General features: G+C 42.7%; 12 protein-coding genes and 1 pseudogene. 8 read left to right on the top strand and 5 right to left on the bottom strand.

What is annotated here, in order from left to right; genetic code table 11:
• Positions 1-1,007: 1,007 nt before the first annotated feature.
• Entirely contained in the window at positions 1,008-1,895 is an 888-nt protein-coding gene (locus tag AAA970_RS11435) for a Ppx/GppA phosphatase family protein (protein ID WP_338237212.1), read from the bottom strand.
• 199 nt (positions 1,896-2,094) lie between these two features.
• On the opposite strand from AAA970_RS11435, the gene AAA970_RS11430 reads away from it, so the two are divergent.
• Positions 2,095-4,725 (top strand): WG repeat-containing protein, encoded by a 2,631-nt coding sequence (locus tag AAA970_RS11430; protein ID WP_338237211.1) that lies wholly within the window; start codon positions 2,095-2,097, stop codon positions 4,723-4,725.
• Between the two features lie 116 nt (positions 4,726-4,841).
• Here the strand turns inward: AAA970_RS11430 and AAA970_RS11425 are convergent, their stop codons facing one another.
• Positions 4,842-5,126 carry a hypothetical protein gene (locus tag AAA970_RS11425; RefSeq protein WP_053405734.1) on the bottom strand — a complete coding sequence of 95 codons (285 nt, stop codon included), beginning with the start codon at positions 5,124-5,126 and terminating at the stop codon, positions 4,842-4,844.
• Positions 5,127-5,695: 569 nt separating this feature from the next.
• On the opposite strand from AAA970_RS11425, the gene AAA970_RS11420 reads away from it, so the two are divergent.
• Both AAA970_RS11420 and AAA970_RS11415 read left to right on the top strand, forming a co-directional pair.
• Positions 5,696-6,157, top strand: coding sequence for a MarR family winged helix-turn-helix transcriptional regulator (locus AAA970_RS11420; RefSeq protein ID WP_338237210.1), 462 nt, complete (start codon positions 5,696-5,698; stop codon positions 6,155-6,157).
• A 160-nt stretch (positions 6,158-6,317) separates the two neighbouring features.
• A complete protein-coding gene (locus AAA970_RS11415) occupies positions 6,318-8,138 on the top strand; it encodes an AMP-dependent synthetase/ligase (RefSeq protein WP_338237208.1) in 1,821 nt (606 codons plus the stop codon).
• A 64-nt stretch (positions 8,139-8,202) separates the two neighbouring features.
• Here AAA970_RS11415 and AAA970_RS11410 read toward each other — a convergent pair whose 3' ends face one another.
• The gene (locus AAA970_RS11410) at positions 8,203-8,781 is read right to left on the bottom strand and encodes a hypothetical protein (protein WP_338237207.1); all 579 of its coding nucleotides are present in this window, start codon (positions 8,779-8,781) and stop codon (positions 8,203-8,205) included.
• A 134-nt stretch (positions 8,782-8,915) separates the two neighbouring features.
• Here AAA970_RS11410 and AAA970_RS11405 point away from each other — a divergent pair, with 134 nt between their 5' ends.
• Positions 8,916-9,431 carry a hypothetical protein gene (locus tag AAA970_RS11405; protein ID WP_053405731.1) on the top strand — a complete coding sequence of 172 codons (516 nt, stop codon included), beginning with the start codon at positions 8,916-8,918 and terminating at the stop codon, positions 9,429-9,431.
• 67 nt (positions 9,432-9,498) lie between these two features.
• Here the strand turns inward: AAA970_RS11405 and AAA970_RS11400 are convergent, their stop codons facing one another.
• On the bottom strand, positions 9,499-9,951 hold the full coding sequence (locus AAA970_RS11400) for a hypothetical protein (RefSeq protein ID WP_338237206.1): 453 nt from the start codon (positions 9,949-9,951) through the stop codon (positions 9,499-9,501).
• Between the two features lie 229 nt (positions 9,952-10,180).
• On the opposite strand from AAA970_RS11400, the gene AAA970_RS11395 reads away from it, so the two are divergent.
• Positions 10,181-11,200: a DHH family phosphoesterase gene (locus AAA970_RS11395; RefSeq protein WP_338237205.1), complete on the top strand. Its 1,020-nt coding sequence runs from the start codon at positions 10,181-10,183 to the stop codon at positions 11,198-11,200.
• 108 nt (positions 11,201-11,308) lie between these two features.
• Positions 11,309-12,259 (top strand): FKBP-type peptidyl-prolyl cis-trans isomerase, encoded by a 951-nt coding sequence (locus AAA970_RS11390; protein ID WP_172674366.1) that lies wholly within the window; start codon positions 11,309-11,311, stop codon positions 12,257-12,259.
• Between the two features lie 760 nt (positions 12,260-13,019).
• Here AAA970_RS11390 and glgX read toward each other — a convergent pair.
• Positions 13,020-15,101, bottom strand: a complete 2,082-nt coding sequence (gene glgX, locus AAA970_RS11385; RefSeq protein WP_338237204.1) for a glycogen debranching protein GlgX — start codon at positions 15,099-15,101, stop codon at positions 13,020-13,022.
• Positions 15,102-15,635: 534 nt separating this feature from the next.
• On the opposite strand from glgX, the pseudogene metH reads away from it, so the two are divergent.
• Both metH and AAA970_RS11375 read left to right on the top strand, forming a co-directional pair.
• A pseudogene (gene metH, locus AAA970_RS11380) lies at positions 15,636-19,419 on the top strand (methionine synthase).
• A 163-nt stretch (positions 19,420-19,582) separates the two neighbouring features.
• Complete coding sequence (locus AAA970_RS11375; RefSeq protein WP_338237203.1) at positions 19,583-20,209, top strand: tetratricopeptide repeat protein; 627 nt, start codon at positions 19,583-19,585, stop codon at positions 20,207-20,209.
• Positions 20,210-20,412: the final 203 nt, after the last annotated feature.

The raw sequence follows: 20,412 nt of genomic DNA, 5'->3' as shown, positions 1-20,412 counted from the left end.
TTTCAGGGGTGTTTAAGTTTTGGAAGTCTGTCAGCTTTTTCATTTGAGTAGGGGAGAGTAAGCCAAACTCCGGGGCTATTCCCCCTTATTGAATTTCAACCCCAATTATTTACCGCTTGCTTTATTGGCTTGTCGCAAAAGGCCAAAAAAAATCAAAGGGTTGTGGTTAGTTTTGCTGTTTTTTTAAAGTTCAAATGGGGGATGCTTGCTTTCCCCTTACTTTATCCGCTTCCTTGGAGGAAACTCGAAATAAGGAAAATTCATTTATTTCCCGTAATGCAATTAAGGAGGGTTTAAGCCGGATTCCAATGAAACAGATGAATGAGGAGAAAGCAAGTTTGCCCAAATTGGGGCTAATATAAATTAATGAAATCAAATTATTATAAACTGACACTGCTTTTTCATAAAACTACAAATGGGCAAATTATAGGTATGATCTAGTTCCCAATGGGAGTCTATTTGATTTGAGCGCTTGTTTATGGGTTAGCTTACTACCTTTACAGTATTGACATTATGGTATTAAATCTTCCACATCAATAATCCGGCCTTGATCAATGGGCGGATAGACAAGGGTTCTGCTGGCGACCAGAAGGCATCACAGCGACATTTTTGCAATACTTTACCAGTCTCGCGTCATCTGCAAATGTCGCCTTGATGGATTCCGTCAGCAGGTTCATTGTCCCGCCGACATTGATCACAGCCTTGATTTTTTTGTTTCGTTTTTTATCAAGAAAAAATGAAAAAGAAACGATTAATTATGCTGTATAAGGTATTGATTGGCTGATTTAGCTTTTTATGAAAAAGCCCTTTATGAACTGAAAATAAGTCCCTTGTGCTTAGTTAATGAATTTAGTGCTGAATAATTCGGCTTAAGATTAATTCGGGACAATATTCCAGCCTGATGTAATGATTGTAATTTTTATTATAAAAAAAGCAGGTGTTTTCTTCCTGCTTCTTTCTTCACTTATTGCCATATGCCATATGCCATATGCCTTATGCCTTATGCCTTACGCTTTTAATGCTTTTTGCATAAGTTGAATCATCATGCCATCTTTTAGCCCTACTTGAGGAACCAGAATTTTGGGAGATTCACATATGGCCATTACCCCCAAATAAATGTCCGCCGCCGGAACAATTACATCCGCCCGATCCTCATTCAACTTGAGTTTGTGAATACGGTCCTCAATGGACATGCCGTTCAGATAGTCACGGGTGGCTTTCAAATCTCCCCGGCCAAGGGTAAAGGCGACATCCGGTGTGGCCAGCTGAAAAAGTTTATTGATGTTACCGCCTGTTCCCAAAGCTGCAATAGGGCCATATTTGGGGTTCAGATGGTGAGAAATCCAATGTCGGATTTCTTTCCAAACAGGGTCGTCCTTTTCCTTGACTCTAACGGAGCCAATCTGGAAAGATTTGGAGGCCCGTTTTTTCCCGTTTCGGTGAATATTTAATTCCGTGGAACCACCTCCAACGTCTATGTGTATAAATGATTCGTCATCAATAAAATCTGCAAGGGCTAAATCAGTAATTTCGGCCTCTTTTTTTCCATCAATTACTTCCACTAAAATGCCGGTTTCTTTTTCAATGGCCTCAATGATTTCAGGACCGTTATGGGCTTCACGGGAAGCAGAAGTGGCGTAAGCCATCATATAATCCACCTCATGCAGCTCCACCATTAATTTAAAGCATTGCATGAGCTTGAGGTATTTGTTTTTACGCTCCTCCCTTATTTCACCATAGTTGAAAACGTCTTTTCCCAGGCGAAGTGGATATCGGATGTATTCGATTTTTTTGAGAGTGGGGGAATCTGGGGCTCCTAAAATGGCGCTGATCTGGATTCTTGCTGCATTAGATCCAATATCAATGGCAGCAAGCTTGATGCGTTTTTGACCCATAAAAAGTTTGTGTTGTTCTGGGGATCAAAATTATTGATTTTTTTGAAATCTTTTGTGGCATTGATAGACATTTGATGGCCTTCATTCCTGGAAATTTGATTAAGCCTTTAATTTTTTATGAAATTATTGCCGTGTACCTTCCGAAAAGGATAGGCCTTTTGCTAACTTTGTTTGCAATAGAATTGATTTTAAGCTGGATATGAATAAAAGAATGGCGGCGGTTGCTGCTTTGATGATTTTTTGGCAGGGGGTGATGGCCGACAATGTAAAGAAAGTCTATAAAGCCATCGAGAAAAAGGAATATGAAAAGGCGGAGGCTTGGTTAAAAGATGATATGCAATTGGATTCTTTGGCACCAGCGGTCAATCTGGCCTATAGTGAATTGTACTTACAGCTCGAGTATGAGAAATATAATATAGATTCAGCGCACCAAAGAATACTGGCGGCTCAGCGAGGATATCACAATATAGATGATGAGCGGGTGCTGGATCGTTTGGAAAGGGCCAGTGTTAATCAGGCGGTGCTGGATCAGCAAGAAAGAAGAATTGATTCTCTGGCCTTTGATCTGACGCAAAAGATGGCGGCATTGGATCGCTACAATTATTTTATTGCACAGTATCCTGAAGCCCCACAACATGCCCAAGCTATTTCTGAGCGAAATCAGATGGCCTTTGATCAGGCAGTGGAAAAAGGGACCTTTCTTTCTTATTTCCAATTTATGCAGCGCTATCCGGATGCGGATCAGTATGAGGCCGCACAGGAAAAATACGATGCCCTGTTGTTTGAGGCAAAAACCAAGAATGGAAAGCTGAAGAGCTTTATGAGCTTTCTGGAGGAATATCCGGATTCTCCTTTCCGCGGACAGGCAGAAATTCAGATTTTTGATTTTATCGCTTCGGATAATTCCGAAAAGCCACTATTATGGTTTTTGCAGGAATATAGCCAAACGAGTGCGGCCGCACCTATTGCGATGGGTTACCTTTATTATTGGTATAAAGAGCAGGGAAATCTGGATAACTTTTTTGAAAGGTTTGCCCATGTTTCAAAGATTGACAGCCTGCAGCATTTTTCCAATATATCCGAAGGAAGTTGGGTGCCATTTTATGAGGATGGGGAATTTATCTTCATTGATCAGAATGGGGAGGAGGCCATGCCCAATAGGTTTGATCAGGTGGCCAGAGATTATAAATGTGACCCTGTAGCGGAGGATGTGTTGTTAGTCATAGAGGATCAACAACCAAAATTATTAGCAAGAGATGGCCATTTGGTTTTCCAGGGGAAAATCAACGAAGCTTATGATTTAGGCTATGGCGTGATGGAAATCATCAATGAAGGGCTGCATGGGCTGGTGCATAAAACCGGCAAAGTACTGGCAGCGCCGCAGTATGAAGAGATTAGAAGACTCTCGCCTTCTTTCTTTGCGGTAAGAAAGAAGAAATATTGGGGCGTGGTTTCTGCGACGGGGCGTTTGGCATTGAAGCCGGAATATGATGAAATAGAGCAGGAAGGCGATTTTTATATTTTCCGCAAGGGCAAGAAATATGGCATCACCAATAAGCAGCAATTGGTAAAGGGTGCGGATAATTCTTCGGTACCTCTTTTCTTCAATTATGATGATTATGAAGTGGTGGGGCAGGATCATGTCATTGCCATGGTGGGAAATCAGGAATCCCTATTTAATAATAAAATGGAAGAGATCATTCCTTTGGGCAATCATGTGATCAATTCCGCTGGCCCCAATTGGGTTAGCAGAACTTCAGATTATCTGATGTTTGACCCATTGGGTAAAATGAAATATGAGATCGCCTTCGATGCCATTGCATACAATGATAAATGGTGGGCAGCCGAAAAGGATGGCTGGTCTTTTCAGCATTGGGAAGCAGACCATCTGCCACAGTTTGATTTTGATTCGGTGGCATTCTTGGGTAAAGAGTTTGCTTATGTGAAATCCGAAGACTCCACGACGGTTTATTTCTCCTCCGGAAATTATAAAAATCTGGACAAGGACTATAAGTGTAGAATTGTCAAGTCCGGTTTTGGTAAAGATGCCGTGGAATACCTGGCCCTGATTGAAGGGAAAAACTGGAAGGTGTTACTGGATGGTAAGGGAGAAGAGGTGATAAAAGGTAGTTTTAAGGAGATTGTACCGCTGGATACTTCCATGTTTGTAGTGGAGGCCAATGGCAGAAAGGGCTTGATGAGCCGGGGAAGCAAGCAGGAGCTTAAAATGCTCTATCAGGGTATTGCGGATTTCCATGATGGTTATGTTAGCTTATTGCTCAATGGAAAGTTTGGTATTTATAACCCTTATAATGCCTTATATATTCGTCCTCAGTTTACGACTAAACTTAACCCGATCAATGACCAGATGTTGATCGCCGATAAGGCCGGGAAGCTCGGGATGGTGGATGAAAAAGGGAAAACTCTGGTTAACTTTCAGTATGACCGGATTGAAAACTGGAATGATTCCCTGGTGCTGGCCAGAAAAGAAAAGCAGTGGGAAATTTTGGCTGTGGAGAACAAGGAGGTTGTTTTTGATGAGATTGAGCGTTATTTGCCAGTGAATCCTCAGGAAAAAGGCGGCGACCTGATTGTGGTGGTGAACGGCAAGGAAGGTTTGTTCAGTCTGGAAAAGGGGGTGAAAATAAAGCCTACCCTGGATCGCCTGATAAATGTCGGGACTCCGGCGAAACCACTGTATAAAGGCGAAAAGTATATTGCGGAGGCTGATTTGTACCTGTGGGTTTATTATGATGCGGAGGGTAATCGACTAAGACAGCAAACTTTTAATGCCGAGGAGTTTGAGAATGTAGATTGCATGGAGCTGTAAAAGCTTCGGAGCTTTTCTGGTCCATCTGATTCGGTTACCAATAATGCCCTACGATGAATCAAAAAAAAGGACGTCCTAATCAAAGGGCGTCCTTTTTTAATACTTTAAGGAATGGATTAAAAGGCTGCAAGTGCCTTTTCAAGGTCGTCAATCAATTTTTTAGCTACCTGACGAGGTTTTTCTTTTTTGTAAGCTAATAGTGCTTTTAAAGTTTTTTCGCCAAATTCTACTAATCCTTCCGGATTCTTATCGTAGTTGTAGCTTCCGATTACCCATGCCAACTTCTCTCTAAGTTCCGCATGAGGTTCCAGGTCCAATTTTTCTAGTTTGGTTAAAGCATTTGAACATGCTTTCTCTAGTGCTTCAGATTTTGGATCTACTACTGTCACAGTTTCTGCCATATTTTTGGTGAGTTAATAATAGTCCTAATGAATTAGGGGGTTAAAGAAATGCGAGATAAATGGTACGATAATTATAAAAATCATCCTTTATTGTGTGCTCGCAGTTTTAAAGTAGGGATAAGAGTTTGTTTTTGAAAGGATTAAGTGTAAAAAAATCAATTTGATGAAGGTTGCTAATAAGTGTTTTTTAGTATTTATTCTCCTTTTTTTTAAATATTGTTACAGTGTATCAGGCTTTCTATTTTGATTATCTCAAAACACATTTTGTTTCTGGCTGGTAAATTGGAAATATCATGAAAAGAGATTTTTTTTATCAAAAAGCAGCTCGCGTAATTTTTTTTGGTTTTTTGCTTTTTTTTGGACGATTAAAAGCGTGCTCCCTTATTTCTGTCATGGCTTCGAGCAGTGGCTTTCCCCTACGATTCCTTTGTTTTTTTACGCGCTTCTTATGATGAAAAAGCGACTTTGGCTGCTATTGGCTTTTCCATAGGATTCTGTGAAATTTTGCCACTTTTTCGTTTAGGTTTACGTAGTTTTAGATACATTTACCAGTATTGAACTTACAATTGATGTCTAAACAAATGAATATAGAGCAGGAAATTAACCAAAAGGCATTTGCTAATCCCAGAGAAAAGGTGGTGGTGAACCTGTTATTTTCCGCTGGCTGGTTAAGCGGCTTGCAGAATCAGGTCATGAAGCAATTTGATATTTCTATTCAACAGTTTAACATCCTTCGGATTTTGCGGGGGGTATATCCGGAAAGCGTTGCGCTAAAGGTTTTAACCTCAAGAATGATTGACCGAATGTCCAATACCAGCAGGCTGGTGGAGAAATTACGCGCAAAGGACTGCCTGGAGCGGGCGATTTGTCCTGATAACCGGCGGCAGGTGGAGATACGCATTACTGAAAAAGGCCTGAAGCTGGTGGAAGATGCGAGTGGAGCACTGAAGGAAAAGGCGTATTTTATGGAAAAATTAAGTCCGGAGGATGCGGAAACTCTGAGTAATTTATTAGATAAAATGCGGGGTTAGGCAGAATAATTTCTAGCTAGGGGCGAAGATGCTATTATTTCCGACTGAATTGCTTTACTTTTGTATTTTAGAGGCAATAATTCTACTTTTCAATTAAAAAAAGTAGTTTTTATTATCTTTTTCTAAGAAGTGTAAAAGTTGATACAATCGCTTTAATAATATGAATTATGAGCATTTAGCGGTCGGGCTTCGAAACCGAGCCGCCAAATATAAAGAAAGAATCGCTTACTATTACCAACCCTATGAGGGGAAGGAATGGTTGCCGAGCAGCTGGTCGGAGTTTGCCCAAAACATCGATTTGGTAGCGAGTGCGCTGTTGGGTTTTGGTTTGCAGGAAGAGGAAAAAGTAGGGATATTTTCTCAAAATACACCGGAATGGACCATTTCCGATTATGCGGTCATGTCTCTTCGTGGAGTTGTTGTTCCTATTTATGCTACCAATACCGTCGGTCAGGTCGAATACATATTAAATGATGCGCAGGTTCGCATTCTATTTGTAGGCGGGCAGGATCAGTACGATAAGGCCATTACTTTATTGGGGAATCACCCGACTTTAAAGCAAATTATTGTTTTTGATCCTACGGTAGATATTAGTGGGCAAAAAGACGTCATGTATTTTTCTGATCTGTTGAAACTTGGTGCGGAGGAAAATCGCACTTTGATGATACAGGATCGTTTGGCGAAAGCGAAGTTGGAGGATCTGGCGACCATTATCTATACTTCCGGAACTACCGGAGAGCCCAAAGGGGTAATGCTGGATCATAGTAATTTTGCTTTTACGAATGAAATTCATGACCTCCGCATATCCGTTAGTGAAGAAGATACTTCTCTTTGTTTCCTGCCATTGAGTCACGTTTTTGAAAGAGCATGGACCTACTATGTTTTTTACAAAGGAATGACCAACTACTATCTGCGCGATACCGCTACGGTGGCAGATGCCCTGAAGGAAGTGAAGCCATCGGTGCTTTGTTCGGTCCCTCGTTTATATGAAAAGATTTACGGTACCATTTATTCCAAGCTAGAGGAGGCTCCAAAGGCCAAGCAAAAGCTTTTCAACTGGGCAGTGGGAGTAGGGAAAAAGGTGATGAACCGCCGAAGAGTAGAGCGATTTGTACCACCACACTGGAAAATTCAGCATGCTATCGCCGATAAATTGGTGCTTTCCAAAATTCGGGAGAATCTTGGAGGTAATATTCGGATGATGCCCTGTGGTGGTGGAAAGCTATCAGACAATATTGTGGAATTTTTCCATTCAGTAGGCTTAGTCGTGAAGATTGGTTACGGAATGACGGAGACTACTGCCTCGGTGACTTGTTTTGAAGATACTCATTTCGATGTGCGTTCCGCCGGAAAGACCATGCCTAAGGTGGAAATCCGCATGGGAGCCAAGAATGAAATTCTGGTCAAAGGCGGTAATGTCATGAAAGGCTATTACAATAAGCCGGAAGCTACGGCGGAGGTTTTAAGAGATGGCTGGCTACATACCGGTGATGCCGGACGATTTGATTCCCATGGTAACCTGATCTTTGAGGAGCGGCTAAAAGACCTGATGAAGACTTCAGGTGGTAAATATATTGCTCCGCAAATGATCGAAACGCAGGTCGGAAAAGACCAGTTCATTGAACAAATCGCCGTGATCGGGGATGAGAAGAAATACGTGACAGCACTGATTGTTCCGGCTTTTGATACCCTGGCAGAGTGGGCGAAAAAGCGTAATCTGGAGTTTTCTAACGTGAGAGAAATGATTGAGGACAGCGCAGTGGCGGAGTTTTTCAATGAGCGTGTGGAAATGCTTCAGAAGAATCTGGCGCGTTTTGAGCAAATCAAGAAGTTTAAATTATTGCCGAATCAGTTCACGCAAGAAAATGGGGAGTTGACGCCTACCATGAAAATTAAGCGTAAGGTGATCAACGATAAGTATAAAAAAGAAATTGATGAAATGTATGAGGAAGGAGACAAGCCTCAGCATAAGGCGAGCTAATCTTTATCAATTTCAGGACAAAAAAAGCGGAACTTTCAAGGGTTCCGCTTTTTTTATGGCAATTTTATTCCTGAATAAAGGTAGGGAAGGGTTGCCCTTCCAGGGGTTCATTGGCTTCCAGGAACTCATTATAAGCAAATGCGGCTTTATCATAATTGATCCGCTGGCTCAATACCTGATCATGTAAATCCTGTATGCCCTGAATTAATTCAGCCATCGCCGGGTAATGATCGAATTTTGGATTTTCTTTGCTGTAGTTGATCACGGCATAAATAACGCCCTGTTCCAGGCTATCGTAGGCGTCTACTTTATGAATATTAGTGATTTCCTCCTGCTGATAGCGATCTTTTTTTAACTGTGCAATCTGCTCTTTTAGCTGCTGAACGGCCTGCGGGTCAAAAGCTTTGGTGTACTCCACTTCTTCCAGTAGTCGGCTTAAGTATTTGATTTTTTGATCATCCTCCGCGATCATGCTTTTCCAGCTGGAGTCCGCTGAGGCTTTTAATGTGCTGGCCTCCAGGGTTAATTGGTTTAATTCATTGTTTTGTTTTTTCTTCTTGCGGGTGTCACAGGCCGCAAAGGTGAAAATGGTTAAGAACACGATGAAAGTGCTCAGGGGGTATAGACCGAAACGAATTTTCATGAACAATTGATTTTGGTTTTCTTTTTGCAGCCATTTGTCGGGAAAGGCTCCAAATTTGTAATCTAAGGAGGGAAATTCAGTAATTTTGACAAAATATCCCAATATTTGTATTTAAATACCTATTAAAACATTCTATGCTTAATAAGAGTAATCTCAATTATCAAAATAGCCGCGAATACATCAATCGCCTCAATATGATGCTGTATATGCTACTGGCGGTACCTTTGGCGATCTTCGTGTATGTCTATCTTCAGAAACAGAATAATACCTTTACCCCACTTTTGGAATTCTCTGAAAATGTGCTGGCAATAGTACGAGGCGCTTTTGGTTTGCTGGTGTTTACCACCATCTTTTTTGCCTATAAAGCTTATCGTGCGGTAAAGAAAAATGCATTAGAGGAGGAAGTTTTAAGAGATAAGCTGAATATCCTTTACGGAGGCTTTCAGAGAAAGTTGTTGTGGCTCTCAGTGGGTAATTGGGCGGCCGCAATCGGTGTTTTGCTTACCGCTGATGCTTTTTTCTTTGGGCTGTTTTGTGTGACGCTGATTGTTTTTTCATTTAATAATCCCACGCTGCATAAAGTAGCAAAAGACTTATTATTAAATAAGGAGGAAGGCTGGAGAGTCCTGAAAGGAGAGGAAATTGATTAATCCATGAATAAAAAAAAACCGTGTTGCAGCTGGCATCACGGTTTTTTTTGTGCTGAGAAGGAGAGTGCTAGTATGTTGCTTTGTAATCTACCTGGATATCCATCTTCTGACTACCGCCAGCTTCAATAGATACCGGATTGATTACGCCTTCTCCATTCATAATATTTCCGAAAAAACCCTCTTCTTCCTTTACTAAAACGGAAAATTGACCTGCTGGCAGGCTGCCTTTGAAATGGCCGTTTTTATCTGACTTAATGGTCGCTACCGCTTTGGCTTCGGTTAAATTGAACAGCCCCAGCGCGTTTCTTTCAATTTCTGAGGATTTAACCGGTTCGAAGAAATACAGCGTTCTTTCCACACCCTGGGGAGCTTTCGGCTCTGCTCCAATCATTGGCATATGATTACCTTCTTTCCAGTATATGTTGCCTTCAATTGTTCCCATACTTTCCTGCGCAGGGGACTTGCATCCTATTACCCAAAAAAGGGAAGCTAACAGGAATACCCACTGATTCTTGCTCATATTAGATTAGTATTTGTTTAAATTTGGGGTAATTTAGAAAAAGACTGCCATTATTTTTAGGTTAGGCTGGAAATTAAAGCCCTTATGTTTAATTTTTTCATGCTCCAGTACTGATTTTTTAAATGAATTAGGCATATTGAAAAAATTACTTTTTGAATATTTATTCAGAATGCGGACATTTGCACCTTGGAAAAAATGGCTCATGCTAAACAGAGCCTTTTATAATTATATGCAAGATCTAGAAGGATTTAAATCTTTTTTGAGTAGCCCAAAAAAAGGGGTCATTATACCACACGCTAAACCGGACGGTGATGCTCTAGGCTCATGTCTGGCGTGGTACCATTTCCTTTTGAAAAAAGGGCATGAAGTAAAAGTGATATCACCGACGGATTATCCGGCTTTTTTGAAATGGATGAAAGGGCAGGACGAGGTTTTGGTTTATGAGGACGGTGGTGAAGCAGAAGCGGAAAAATTAGTGCAGGAAGCAGAAGTGGTGTACTGTTTGGATTTCAATGATCTTAAACGTATCAATGGCTTAGGAGAATTGGTGGAAAAATGTACCGCTAAGAAGGTCATGGTGGATCACCATCAGGAACCTACGGATTTTGCTGATTTCACTTTTTCAGACACGAGTTATGCAGCCACCTGCGAAATGATCTATGAATTGATCGTGGAGCTGGACGGGCGTGAATTGGTGGATCAGGATATGGCGGAAGAGCTTTATGCGGGCATCATGACCGATACCGGAGGCTTTAAGCATTCCAATACCACCAAGAAAACCCATACCATTACGGCGGATTTGATCGATTTGAAGGCGGATACGGCCAAAATCGGGAAATATATTTACGATGCTAATTCATTGGATCGCCTGCGCTTTCTGGGTTTTGCCCTGAGCCAGCGCTTGCAGGTTTTGCCGGAATACCGAACTGCTTTTTTCGCCATCACGGCGGAGGATTTGAAGAAGTTCAATGAGCAAACCGGAGATACAGAGGGTTTCGTGAATTATGCATTATCCATGCGGGAGATTGTTTTTGCCGCTATGATCATCCAGCGTAAAGACGGGATCAAAATGTCGTTCCGATCAAAAGGCACTTTTGATGCCAGTGTTTTTGCCAAAGCGAATTTCAATGGAGGCGGGCATAAAAATGCTGCCGGTGGAATTAGTGATTTGGAAGATATTGAAGGAACCGTAGAGAAATTCACCAATTTATTACCTGCCTATAAGGAAGAATTACTCAATGCAAATTAACTTTTTGGCTTCGGGCCAGTGATTTGTTTTCCGGTCTGTTTCGGGTCGGATATTATTGTTTATATTTGAGATAGTTATTAAACGTTAATTTTTAGGATGAAAAAAGTTATGAAACCTTTCGCGCTTCTTTTTATGGGTGGTGCATTGTTGCTATCCTCTTGCGGAGGTAATAGTGGTAAAGTAGTGACCTTGGAGTCTGGTACTAAGTACACTCTTTTTGAAGACGGAAAAGGTAAGAAAATTTCTGAAGGGGAATTCTTCGCCATTGAAAGCGAATTGCGTGATTCAAATGATTCTGTTTGGCAAGAGAAAAGCCCAATGCCGGGTATTTTCAAAATGGACAGCATCATGTTGGCACAAGCGGGTGACAACCCGGTAGTTCAGGTGATTACTAAATTGAGTGAAGGTGATTCAGCTGTGGTTGAAGTGGCGGATTCATTGGTAATTCCAACGCCTTACCAGGCAAGATACCCTCAATTGGCGAATATCAGCCATTTCAATAATCACCTGAAAGTGATTGGTCACTTCAAATCAGAAGAGGAAGTTCGTCAGTACCAGGAAGGTTTGATGGCTGACTTGAAAAAGCAGGAAGAAGAAGAAGCGAAAGCTTTGGTGGCTAAGGATGCGGAAGAAATTGAAGCATACCTGAAAGAAAATGGTATTGAGGCTGAGAAAACTGAGTCTGGTCTTTATTATGTGATCACTGAAAAAGGTGATGGTACTCAGGCTGCTGCTGGTGATAAAGTTCGTGTGAACTATGCTGGTCGTACTTTGAAAGGGGTTTGGTTTGATACTTCTATTGAGTCAGTAGCGAAAGAGCAAGACTTGTATATGGAAGGTCGTCCTTACGGTCCATTCGAATTTACTTTGGGTCGCGGAATGGTGATCAAAGGTTGGGACGAAGGTATCGCATTATTGCCTGCAGGTTCTAAAGCGACTTTGTTCATCCCTTCTGCAATGGCTTATGGTCCACGTGCAATGGGTGATAAAATTGCAGCAAACTCTATCTTGATTTTCGATGTAGAGTTGGTTGAAGTAGAGAAACCAGAGAATATGTAATCAGCTGAAAGGCAATCATAGAGAGAAAAAAAGCGAGTCGGTTATCGGCTCGCTTTTTCTTTTTTATGAGGGGAAATTAAGCCGGATGACGCATGATTAATCTGAATGATTTCTGCATAAGCCGGATTATTCATGTCTAAATCTTTGTTCAATTGTAAGGCGGGAAAAATGATGGAATTATGATCTCTATTTCACTTTTTTCCAAGGAAGCAGATAAATCGGAGGAAAGTAAGCTTACCAGGGCTTTTTCATAAAAAAGCTAGATCAGCCATTCAGCGCCTTAGATTGAATAACCAATCGTTTCTTTTTCATTTTTTCTTGATAAAAAACGAAACAAAAAAATCAAGGCTGTGATCAATGTCGGCGGGACAAAGAACCTGCTGACGGAATCCATCAAGGCGACATTTGCAGAGGCCGCGAGACTGGTAAAGTATTGCCGAAATGTCGCGGTGATGCCTTCTGCTCGCCAGCAGAACCTTTGTCTATCCGCCCATTGATCAAGGCCGGAGGGTTGATGTGGAAGATTTTATACCATAATATCTATACTGTAAAAGGTAGTAAGCTAAGCCGAATTATTCACCGTTACATTTATCAACCAACTGTAAGCGACTTATTTTCAATTCCTCAAAGTTTATTTTCTTTGAATTATGATAGCCCAAATTGGGGCAGTAAAAAATCAATGACATCCACAATGCTTGAAGTTGAGTTAATTTGTGCGGTCTTCGAATTTTCAGCCGGGAGGTGTGTTAATGAACGCGCTCTAATCATTGCGTTCCATCAAAATCACAATGGATCGGGGCAATAATTCATAGGTAAGTGCCTTGATTTTTTCCTGATTCACCCGCGGATCGATAATGTCCTTCCCCTGGCCAAGAGCAGTGTCTACCACCCGGAACCAGGATTTTCCTTTTTTATGGAAGGGTACTTCAAAGGTCAGTGGTTCCCAAAAGAAATTCATCATCACATGCAGGCGCTCTCCATGGGCTTCATCCACTAGTTCGAAGGAGAGGGTACGTACATAATCCTCCCAATCCGGTTCATTTCTTTTCACGCCATGCCAGATGTTGTAGGCCTGCTCCATGGTGGGTTGGTCGTGTAAAACAAATTCCTGTCGGAAAAGGGAAAGGGTTTGGGAAAACTTAATTATGTGGCGGGTGAAGTCATAAATCTCCTGATTGACTTCCTTCAGGTTCCAGTCAAACCAGCCTATTTCGTTATCCTGGCAATAGGCATTGTTATTTCCCTGTTGGGTTCTTCTCACCTCATCTCCCATTAAGATCATAGGAGTACCCTGAGAGATCATGGTAATGGTCATCAGGTTTTTGATCTGGCGAATCCGTAGCGCTTCTACCTCCTCTTTGGTGGTTGGGCCTTCTACTCCGCAGTTCCAGGAATAATTTTCATTCATTCCGTCCCGGTTAGATTCCCCATTTGCACGATTATGTTTCTCATTATAGGAGACCAAATCATTCAATGTGAAGCCGTCATGACAGGTGACGAAGTGAATCGAACGACAGACTTCCCGTCCATCTTCGGTATATACATCCGGGCTGCCGAGAATTCTGCTGGCAACGTTACTGACCATCTTGGCTTCCCCACGGACAAATTTCCGAATATCATCGCGGTAAACGCCATTCCACTCCGCCCAGCGGTCTCCGGTGAAGCTGCCCACCTGATAAAGTCCGCCGGCATCCCAGGCTTCGGCAATAATTTTGGTGCCGGCCAATACCGGATCCGATTCGATTTCCCAAATAATCGGCGGGTTTTGAATAGGATGCCCGTTTTCATCTCTGGAAAGTACGGAGGCCAAATCAAATCGGAAGCCGTCAATGTGCATTTCCGTGACCCAATAGCGCAGAGAATCCCGAATCATCCTCCGAACGATGGAGTGGTTGGCATTCAGGGTATTGCCACAGCCGGTAAAGTCCAGTTCTTTTGAGCGGTCATGCGGGTTAAGCATATAATAGGAAAGGTTGTCAAATCCACGGAAGGAAATATTGGGGCCCTCTCCGCTGGACTCAGCCGAATGGTTAAATACCACATCCAGAATCACTTCAATGCCCGCCTTATGGAATGCCTTGACCATATCTTTGAATTCTTTCACCATTTCCACCGGATCCTCGCTCATGGCATACTGAGGGTGAGGGCTGAAGAAGTTAATTGGGCTGTAGCCCCAATAATTGCTTCGGGGTTCCGGGATATCCTGCCAGTCAAAAAAGTGAATCGGCATGAGTTCCACAGCCGTTATGCCCAGTTCTTTCAGGTGAGGAATTTTCTCAATCACCCCACGATACGTACCCCGCATGTCTTCAGATAAGCCCGAAGAGGAATGCTTGGTAAAGCCTTTCACATGCATTTCATAAATGACCGAGGTCTCGTACTTACGGTTGATATGACGATCGCCCTCCCAATCATAATCATTATCGTCAATCACTACTGATTTGATCGCATGCGCAATATTGTCTTCATGACCAAAGGCTTTTTTTCGATCATATAACTTGGCGCTGACGGCCTTCGCATAGGGATCCACCAAGACCTTTTTGCCCTCATATCTTTTACCTACCCAGGGCGCGTAATTTCCATGGGCACGGTAAGCATATAGCTGTCCGGCCCTGAGCCCTTCCACCTCAATGTGCCAGTAGTAAAAGGTTTTGTTAATTTGCTTATCGAGTAAAATAGAAGTGGAAGCTTCCGTATCTTCTTCTTTATCAAACAGCAATAATTCTATTTGCTCCGCATTGGAGAATACAACGAAGTTGACACCCTTTTTGGTAATGCTTGCGCCAATAGGGTAAGTGGCACCTGCATTACATTTGTATGGTTTAGATTTGGTGGATTTCATTTTGACCTGATTATGGAATGAACCAAAAATTAAAAAAGTACCATTCACTATCCAAACAATCCGATCGTTAAGGTTTTAATAATGATGAAAATCATTCTGGTAGGGGTGCCGAATTTTCATCCGAATGATGCGATTAGATTTGCTTTCATTTTTTAAGGCGTTGGCTTTGAGGGTGGTGTGGTGTTTAGCTGGGCTTTTTAATAGCCCCAATTGGGGAGGGCTTGCTATTCCTCCTTCATTAGCATCATCGGAAAAGCCCGAAACAGGGAAAACTCTCTTAGTTTTCCTGCCTTGTCGATAAAGAGGGATTTTAGCAGGTATTATTCTAGTTTAAAGAGGGCTGATTTCCCCAAAGATTATTTTGGTCTTGTTGCACTTTTGAACTTTTATTAGGGCGATTGAGTAGAAAAATGTTATTTCTTTCATTTTGAGCTTTGAAAATTATCATTTCCCCTCATCAATGGTTTTATTTGTTCGGAAAAATTGTCCAGGCCATATTTTTCCTAGGCCGGCTATGAAAATTAAATAAAGATAATGAGTAAGCAATCCATCAAAGACCTGTTAAAAGACCGTATTTTGATTTTGGACGGTGCAATGGGAACGATGATTCAACGTCATACTTTGGAAGAGGAAGATTTCCGAGGAGAGAGATTTAAGGATCATCCATTACCTTTAAAAGGAAATAATGATCTGTTGTCCATTACCCGCCCGGATATTATTAAGGATATCCATCGGGAGTATCTGGCCGCAGGGGCCGATATCGTGGAAACCAACACCTTCTCCGGAACCTGGATTGCCCAGGCGGATTATCAGATGGAGGACGCTGTTTACGATATCAATTTTGAATCGGCCCGCCTGGCCAAAGAAGCCTGTGCAGAATTTACCGCGGAAAATCCGGATAAACCTCGTTTTGTGGCCGGTTCAATCGGCCCGACCAACCGTACGGCCAGCATGTCTCCGGATGTGAATGATCCGGGCTATCGCGCCATTACCTATGATCAATTGGTGCAAGCCTATAAAGCACAGACCATCGCTTTAATTGAAGGAGGAGCTGATATTATGTTGGTGGAAACGGTTTTTGATACCCTGAATGCCAAGGCCGCCTTATTTGCCATACAGGAAGCCTATGATGAAAAAGGGGTGGAGCTGCCAGTGATGGTGTCCGGAACGATTACCGATGCTTCCGGCCGTACGCTAAGTGGACAGACCACGGAAGCCTTTTTAATTTCCATTAGCCACATGCCTTTACTTTCGGTAGGCTTGAACTGTGCTTTGGGGGCTAAGGATATGAAGCCTTATTTGGACATCATGGCTAAAAAATCGCCTTTTAATGTGAGTGCTCACCCAAATGCCGGATTGCCGAATGAGTTCGGGCAGTATGACCAGTCTCCGGAAATGATGGCAGATTTGATCAGGGATTTTTTCCGGGAGTCTTATCTGAATATTGTGGGTGGATGCTGCGGTACTACACCGGATCATATTAAGGCCATTGCGGAGGCAGCCTCGGAATTTTCTCCAAGAAATTTGGAGTCGGTAGCAATTTAAAGGACAGGAAAGCAAAAAGAAAATGAGTATACATCCCGACTATTCAGGAGTTTATAAAAATAAATGGACCAATATTCCTAATTTGAAGTTGAGTGGTTTGGAGCCTCTGGAGGTGTCTGAGCAGCTGAATTTCGTAAATGTGGGAGAGCGAACCAATGTGGCTGGTAGCCGCAAATTCTTACGCCTGATCAAGGAAGAGCAGTACAATGAAGCCCTGGACATTGCCCTGGAACAGGTAAATGGCGGAGCGCAAATCATCGATATTAATATGGATGATGCCATGCTGGATGGAAAGGAAGCCATGGTGAAATTCATGAACCTGATCGCTTCCGAACCTGAAATTGCCCGTGTGCCGATCATGATTGATTCCTCCAAATGGGAAATTATTGAAGCAGGACTGAAATGTGCGCAGGGAAAAAGTGTGGTGAACTCCATTTCTCTAAAAGGTGGAGAAGAAGAATTTAAAGCACAGGCCAAAAAGATTAAGCGCTACGGTGCGGCGGTGATTGTGATGGCTTTTGATGAGGACGGACAAGCAGACACTTATGAGCGTCGTCTGGAAATTGTGAAACGTTCTTATGAAGTTTTGACCGGTTCTGAGGTGAATTTTCCACCGCAGGATATCATTTTTGATTTGAATATCTTCCCCGTGGCGACGGGTATGGACGAGCACCGTTTGAACGCGGTGGACTTTTTCAAAGCTACCCGCTGGGTAAGAGAAAATTTACCGGGTGCGCATGTGAGCGGCGGGGTATCCAATGTGTCCTTCTCATTCCGGGGAAATAATACGGTTCGGGAGGCGATGCACTCGGCTTTCCTATATCATGCCATCAGTGAAGGAATGGATATGGGGATTGTGAATCCATCCATGCTGGAGGTTTATGATGATATTCCCAAAGAGCTATTGGAGCATGTGGAAGATGTATTACTGGACCGTAGGGAGGATGCTACAGAAAGGTTGTTGGATTTTGCCGAAACAGTAAAAGGCAATAAAAAAGAAAAGAAAAAGGACGATGCCTGGAGAAAGGGTAGCGTAAAAGAACGCCTGGCGCATGCTTTGGTGAAAGGGATTACGGAATTCGTAGTGGCAGATACCGAAGAGGCCCGTCAGCAATATAACCGTCCGATTGAGGTGATTGAAGGGCCTCTGATGGATGGAATGAATATCGTCGGTGAGCTATTTGGCGCTGGGAAAATGTTCCTGCCGCAGGTGGTGAAATCGGCAAGGGTTATGAAGCAGGCCGTTGCGCACTTGATTCCTTTTATTGAGGAAGAGAAGCGTAAGAATCCGGAAATGTCCGGACAAGGTTCGGCCGGGAAAATTTTGCTGGCGACGGTGAAAGGTGATGTGCATGATATCGGGAAAAATATCGTGTCCGTGGTGTTGGCCTGTAACAATTTTGAGATCATCGACCTTGGCGTGATGGTGCCGATGGAAACCATTCTGGATACCGCCGAAAAAGAGCAGGTGGATGTGATCGGGCTTTCCGGTTTGATAACCCCTTCACTGGACGAGATGGTCTATGTGGCCAAAGAAATGGAGAAGCGCGGCATGAACATTCCATTGATGATTGGCGGAGCGACTACTTCTCGTATTCATACGGCGGTAAAAATTGACCCCAATTATTCCGGTGGGGTGATTCATGTATTGGACGCCTCCAAATCCGTTCCGATTGCTTCTCGCCTCACCTCAGAGGACAACGATATTGCACGTAAGGTCACACTTGATTATAAAGAGCAATATGTAGGCTTAAGGGATGATCATGCCAAGCGACAGAAGCGAAAGAATTACCTGAGTCTGCAGGATGCCCGAAATAATCCCACAAAAATTGACTGGTCACAATCCAATCTGGCTGCTCCGAAAATGGAAGGGGTCAAGGTGTTTGAAGATTATGACCTGGCTGAGCTAAAAGAATATATCGACTGGACGCCATTCTTCCAGTCCTGGGATTTGCATGGGAAATATCCGGCTATCCTCGAGGATCGTGTAGTTGGGGAAGCCGCAAGCAAGCTGTTTGAAGAGGCGAACACCTTGTTGGATCGGATTATTTCTGAAAAATTATTGCAGGCTAAGGCAGTGATCGGCTTCTTCCCGGCGAATGCGGTGGGAGATGATGTCGAAATTTATGCGAACGAGGCACGCACCGAACAGCTGACCACCCTGAATTTCCTGCGTCAGCAGAATAAAAAAGCACCGGGATTACCAAATTTCTGTCTTGCTGATTTTGTGGCTTCTAAGGAAAGTAAGCAGGAGGATTATATGGGCGGATTTGCGGTGACTACTGGCTGGGGTGCGGATGAATTGGCCAAAGAATTTGAAGCATCTCTGGATGATTATTCTGCCATTATGGTGAAGGCCCTGGCAGACCGTCTGGCGGAAGCGCTGGCAGAACGCATGCATGAGCGTGTCCGGAAAGAGTTCTGGGGCTATCAGCCGGAAGAACATCTGGATAATGCTTTATTAATTAAAGAGCAGTATCAGGGCATTCGTCCGGCACCAGGTTACCCGGCCTGCCCGGATCATCTGGAAAAGCGCAAACTGTTTGATTTACTGGAGGTGGAGAAAAACACCCGCATTAGCCTGACCGAGAGTTATGCGATGTTCCCGGCCGCTTCGGTAAGTGGATGGTATTTCGCAAATCCGGAAGCCAAATATTTTGCCCTTGGGAAAATAGGGAAAGACCAGGTGGAGGATTACGCCCAGCGAAAGGACATGAGCGTAGAGGAAATAGAGAAATGGTTGATGCCGGTATTGGCATATGATCCGGAATAGAAGAAACGATAAAGTGATGAGGGTGCTGCTTTCATCACTTTTTTTTATGCGATCATGAACAGATCCCTCACAATTTATCTCGTTTGGATCACAACATTTTTTGAATTATCATTACTTTTAGTTCTAAAAGTTGATTAATCAGCATTAACCTATATTTAAATTAATGAAAAGACTAACATTTCTTTTAATGTTCTTAGTGGTCGGTTTTCACAGCCATGCCACTATTGATAATACGGCTTCCAGTTTGATTGAAGAAGGCATCAATCACTTCCAAATGAAGGATTTTGTGGAAGCGCTGTTTAAGTTCAATAAAGCCATTGAATTAGACGAAAAAGCAGATCAGGCTTATTATATGAGAGGGAGAATCAAAGCCCATTTTGAGGATCGCCATGGCGCCATGAAAGATTTTAACGAAGCCTTGAACCTGAACTCAAAGTTTGCCGATGCTTACTTTGAGCGTGGTAAGGTGAAATTCATGTTGCAGGACTACTATGGGGCAATTGATGATTATACCTCTGCCTTGCAGGTAGATCAGGCGCATGAAAAAGCCCTTTACCACCGTGGTCAGGCCAAATTGCAGTTGGATGCCTATGAAGATGCGATCAATGATTGCTCAAAAATCATCGAGATCAATGATAAGAATTTGGATGCATATTATTTGAGAGGGATTTTGAGAATTGAAGCAGGACTAACAGAATCCGGTTGTTTGGACCTGAGTAAGGCGGGAGAGTTAGGAGATATAAAGGCCTATGAAGTGATCAAAGAAAAGTGTAATCAGCGTTGCAATTAATCAAGCCGCACAAACATATTGAAAAAGGTGAATCAGAAAAGGTTCACCTTTTTTATTGGGGCAATGTTGAAAGGGAACTTTCCATATGAGTGGGTTTTACCATACAATAAGAATTATTTCAAAAATAAGAATGGCAATGATGGTTAGTTTTTTGATGTCCTGTCGACTGTAATTTTTATTCATATCGAAAATATTGGCTTTTA

The organism is Persicobacter diffluens (genome assembly GCF_036244895.1).
Classification (GTDB): domain Bacteria; phylum Bacteroidota; class Bacteroidia; order Cytophagales; family Cyclobacteriaceae; genus Persicobacter; species Persicobacter diffluens.
This window is presented reverse-complemented; position numbering and strand designations above follow the sequence as displayed.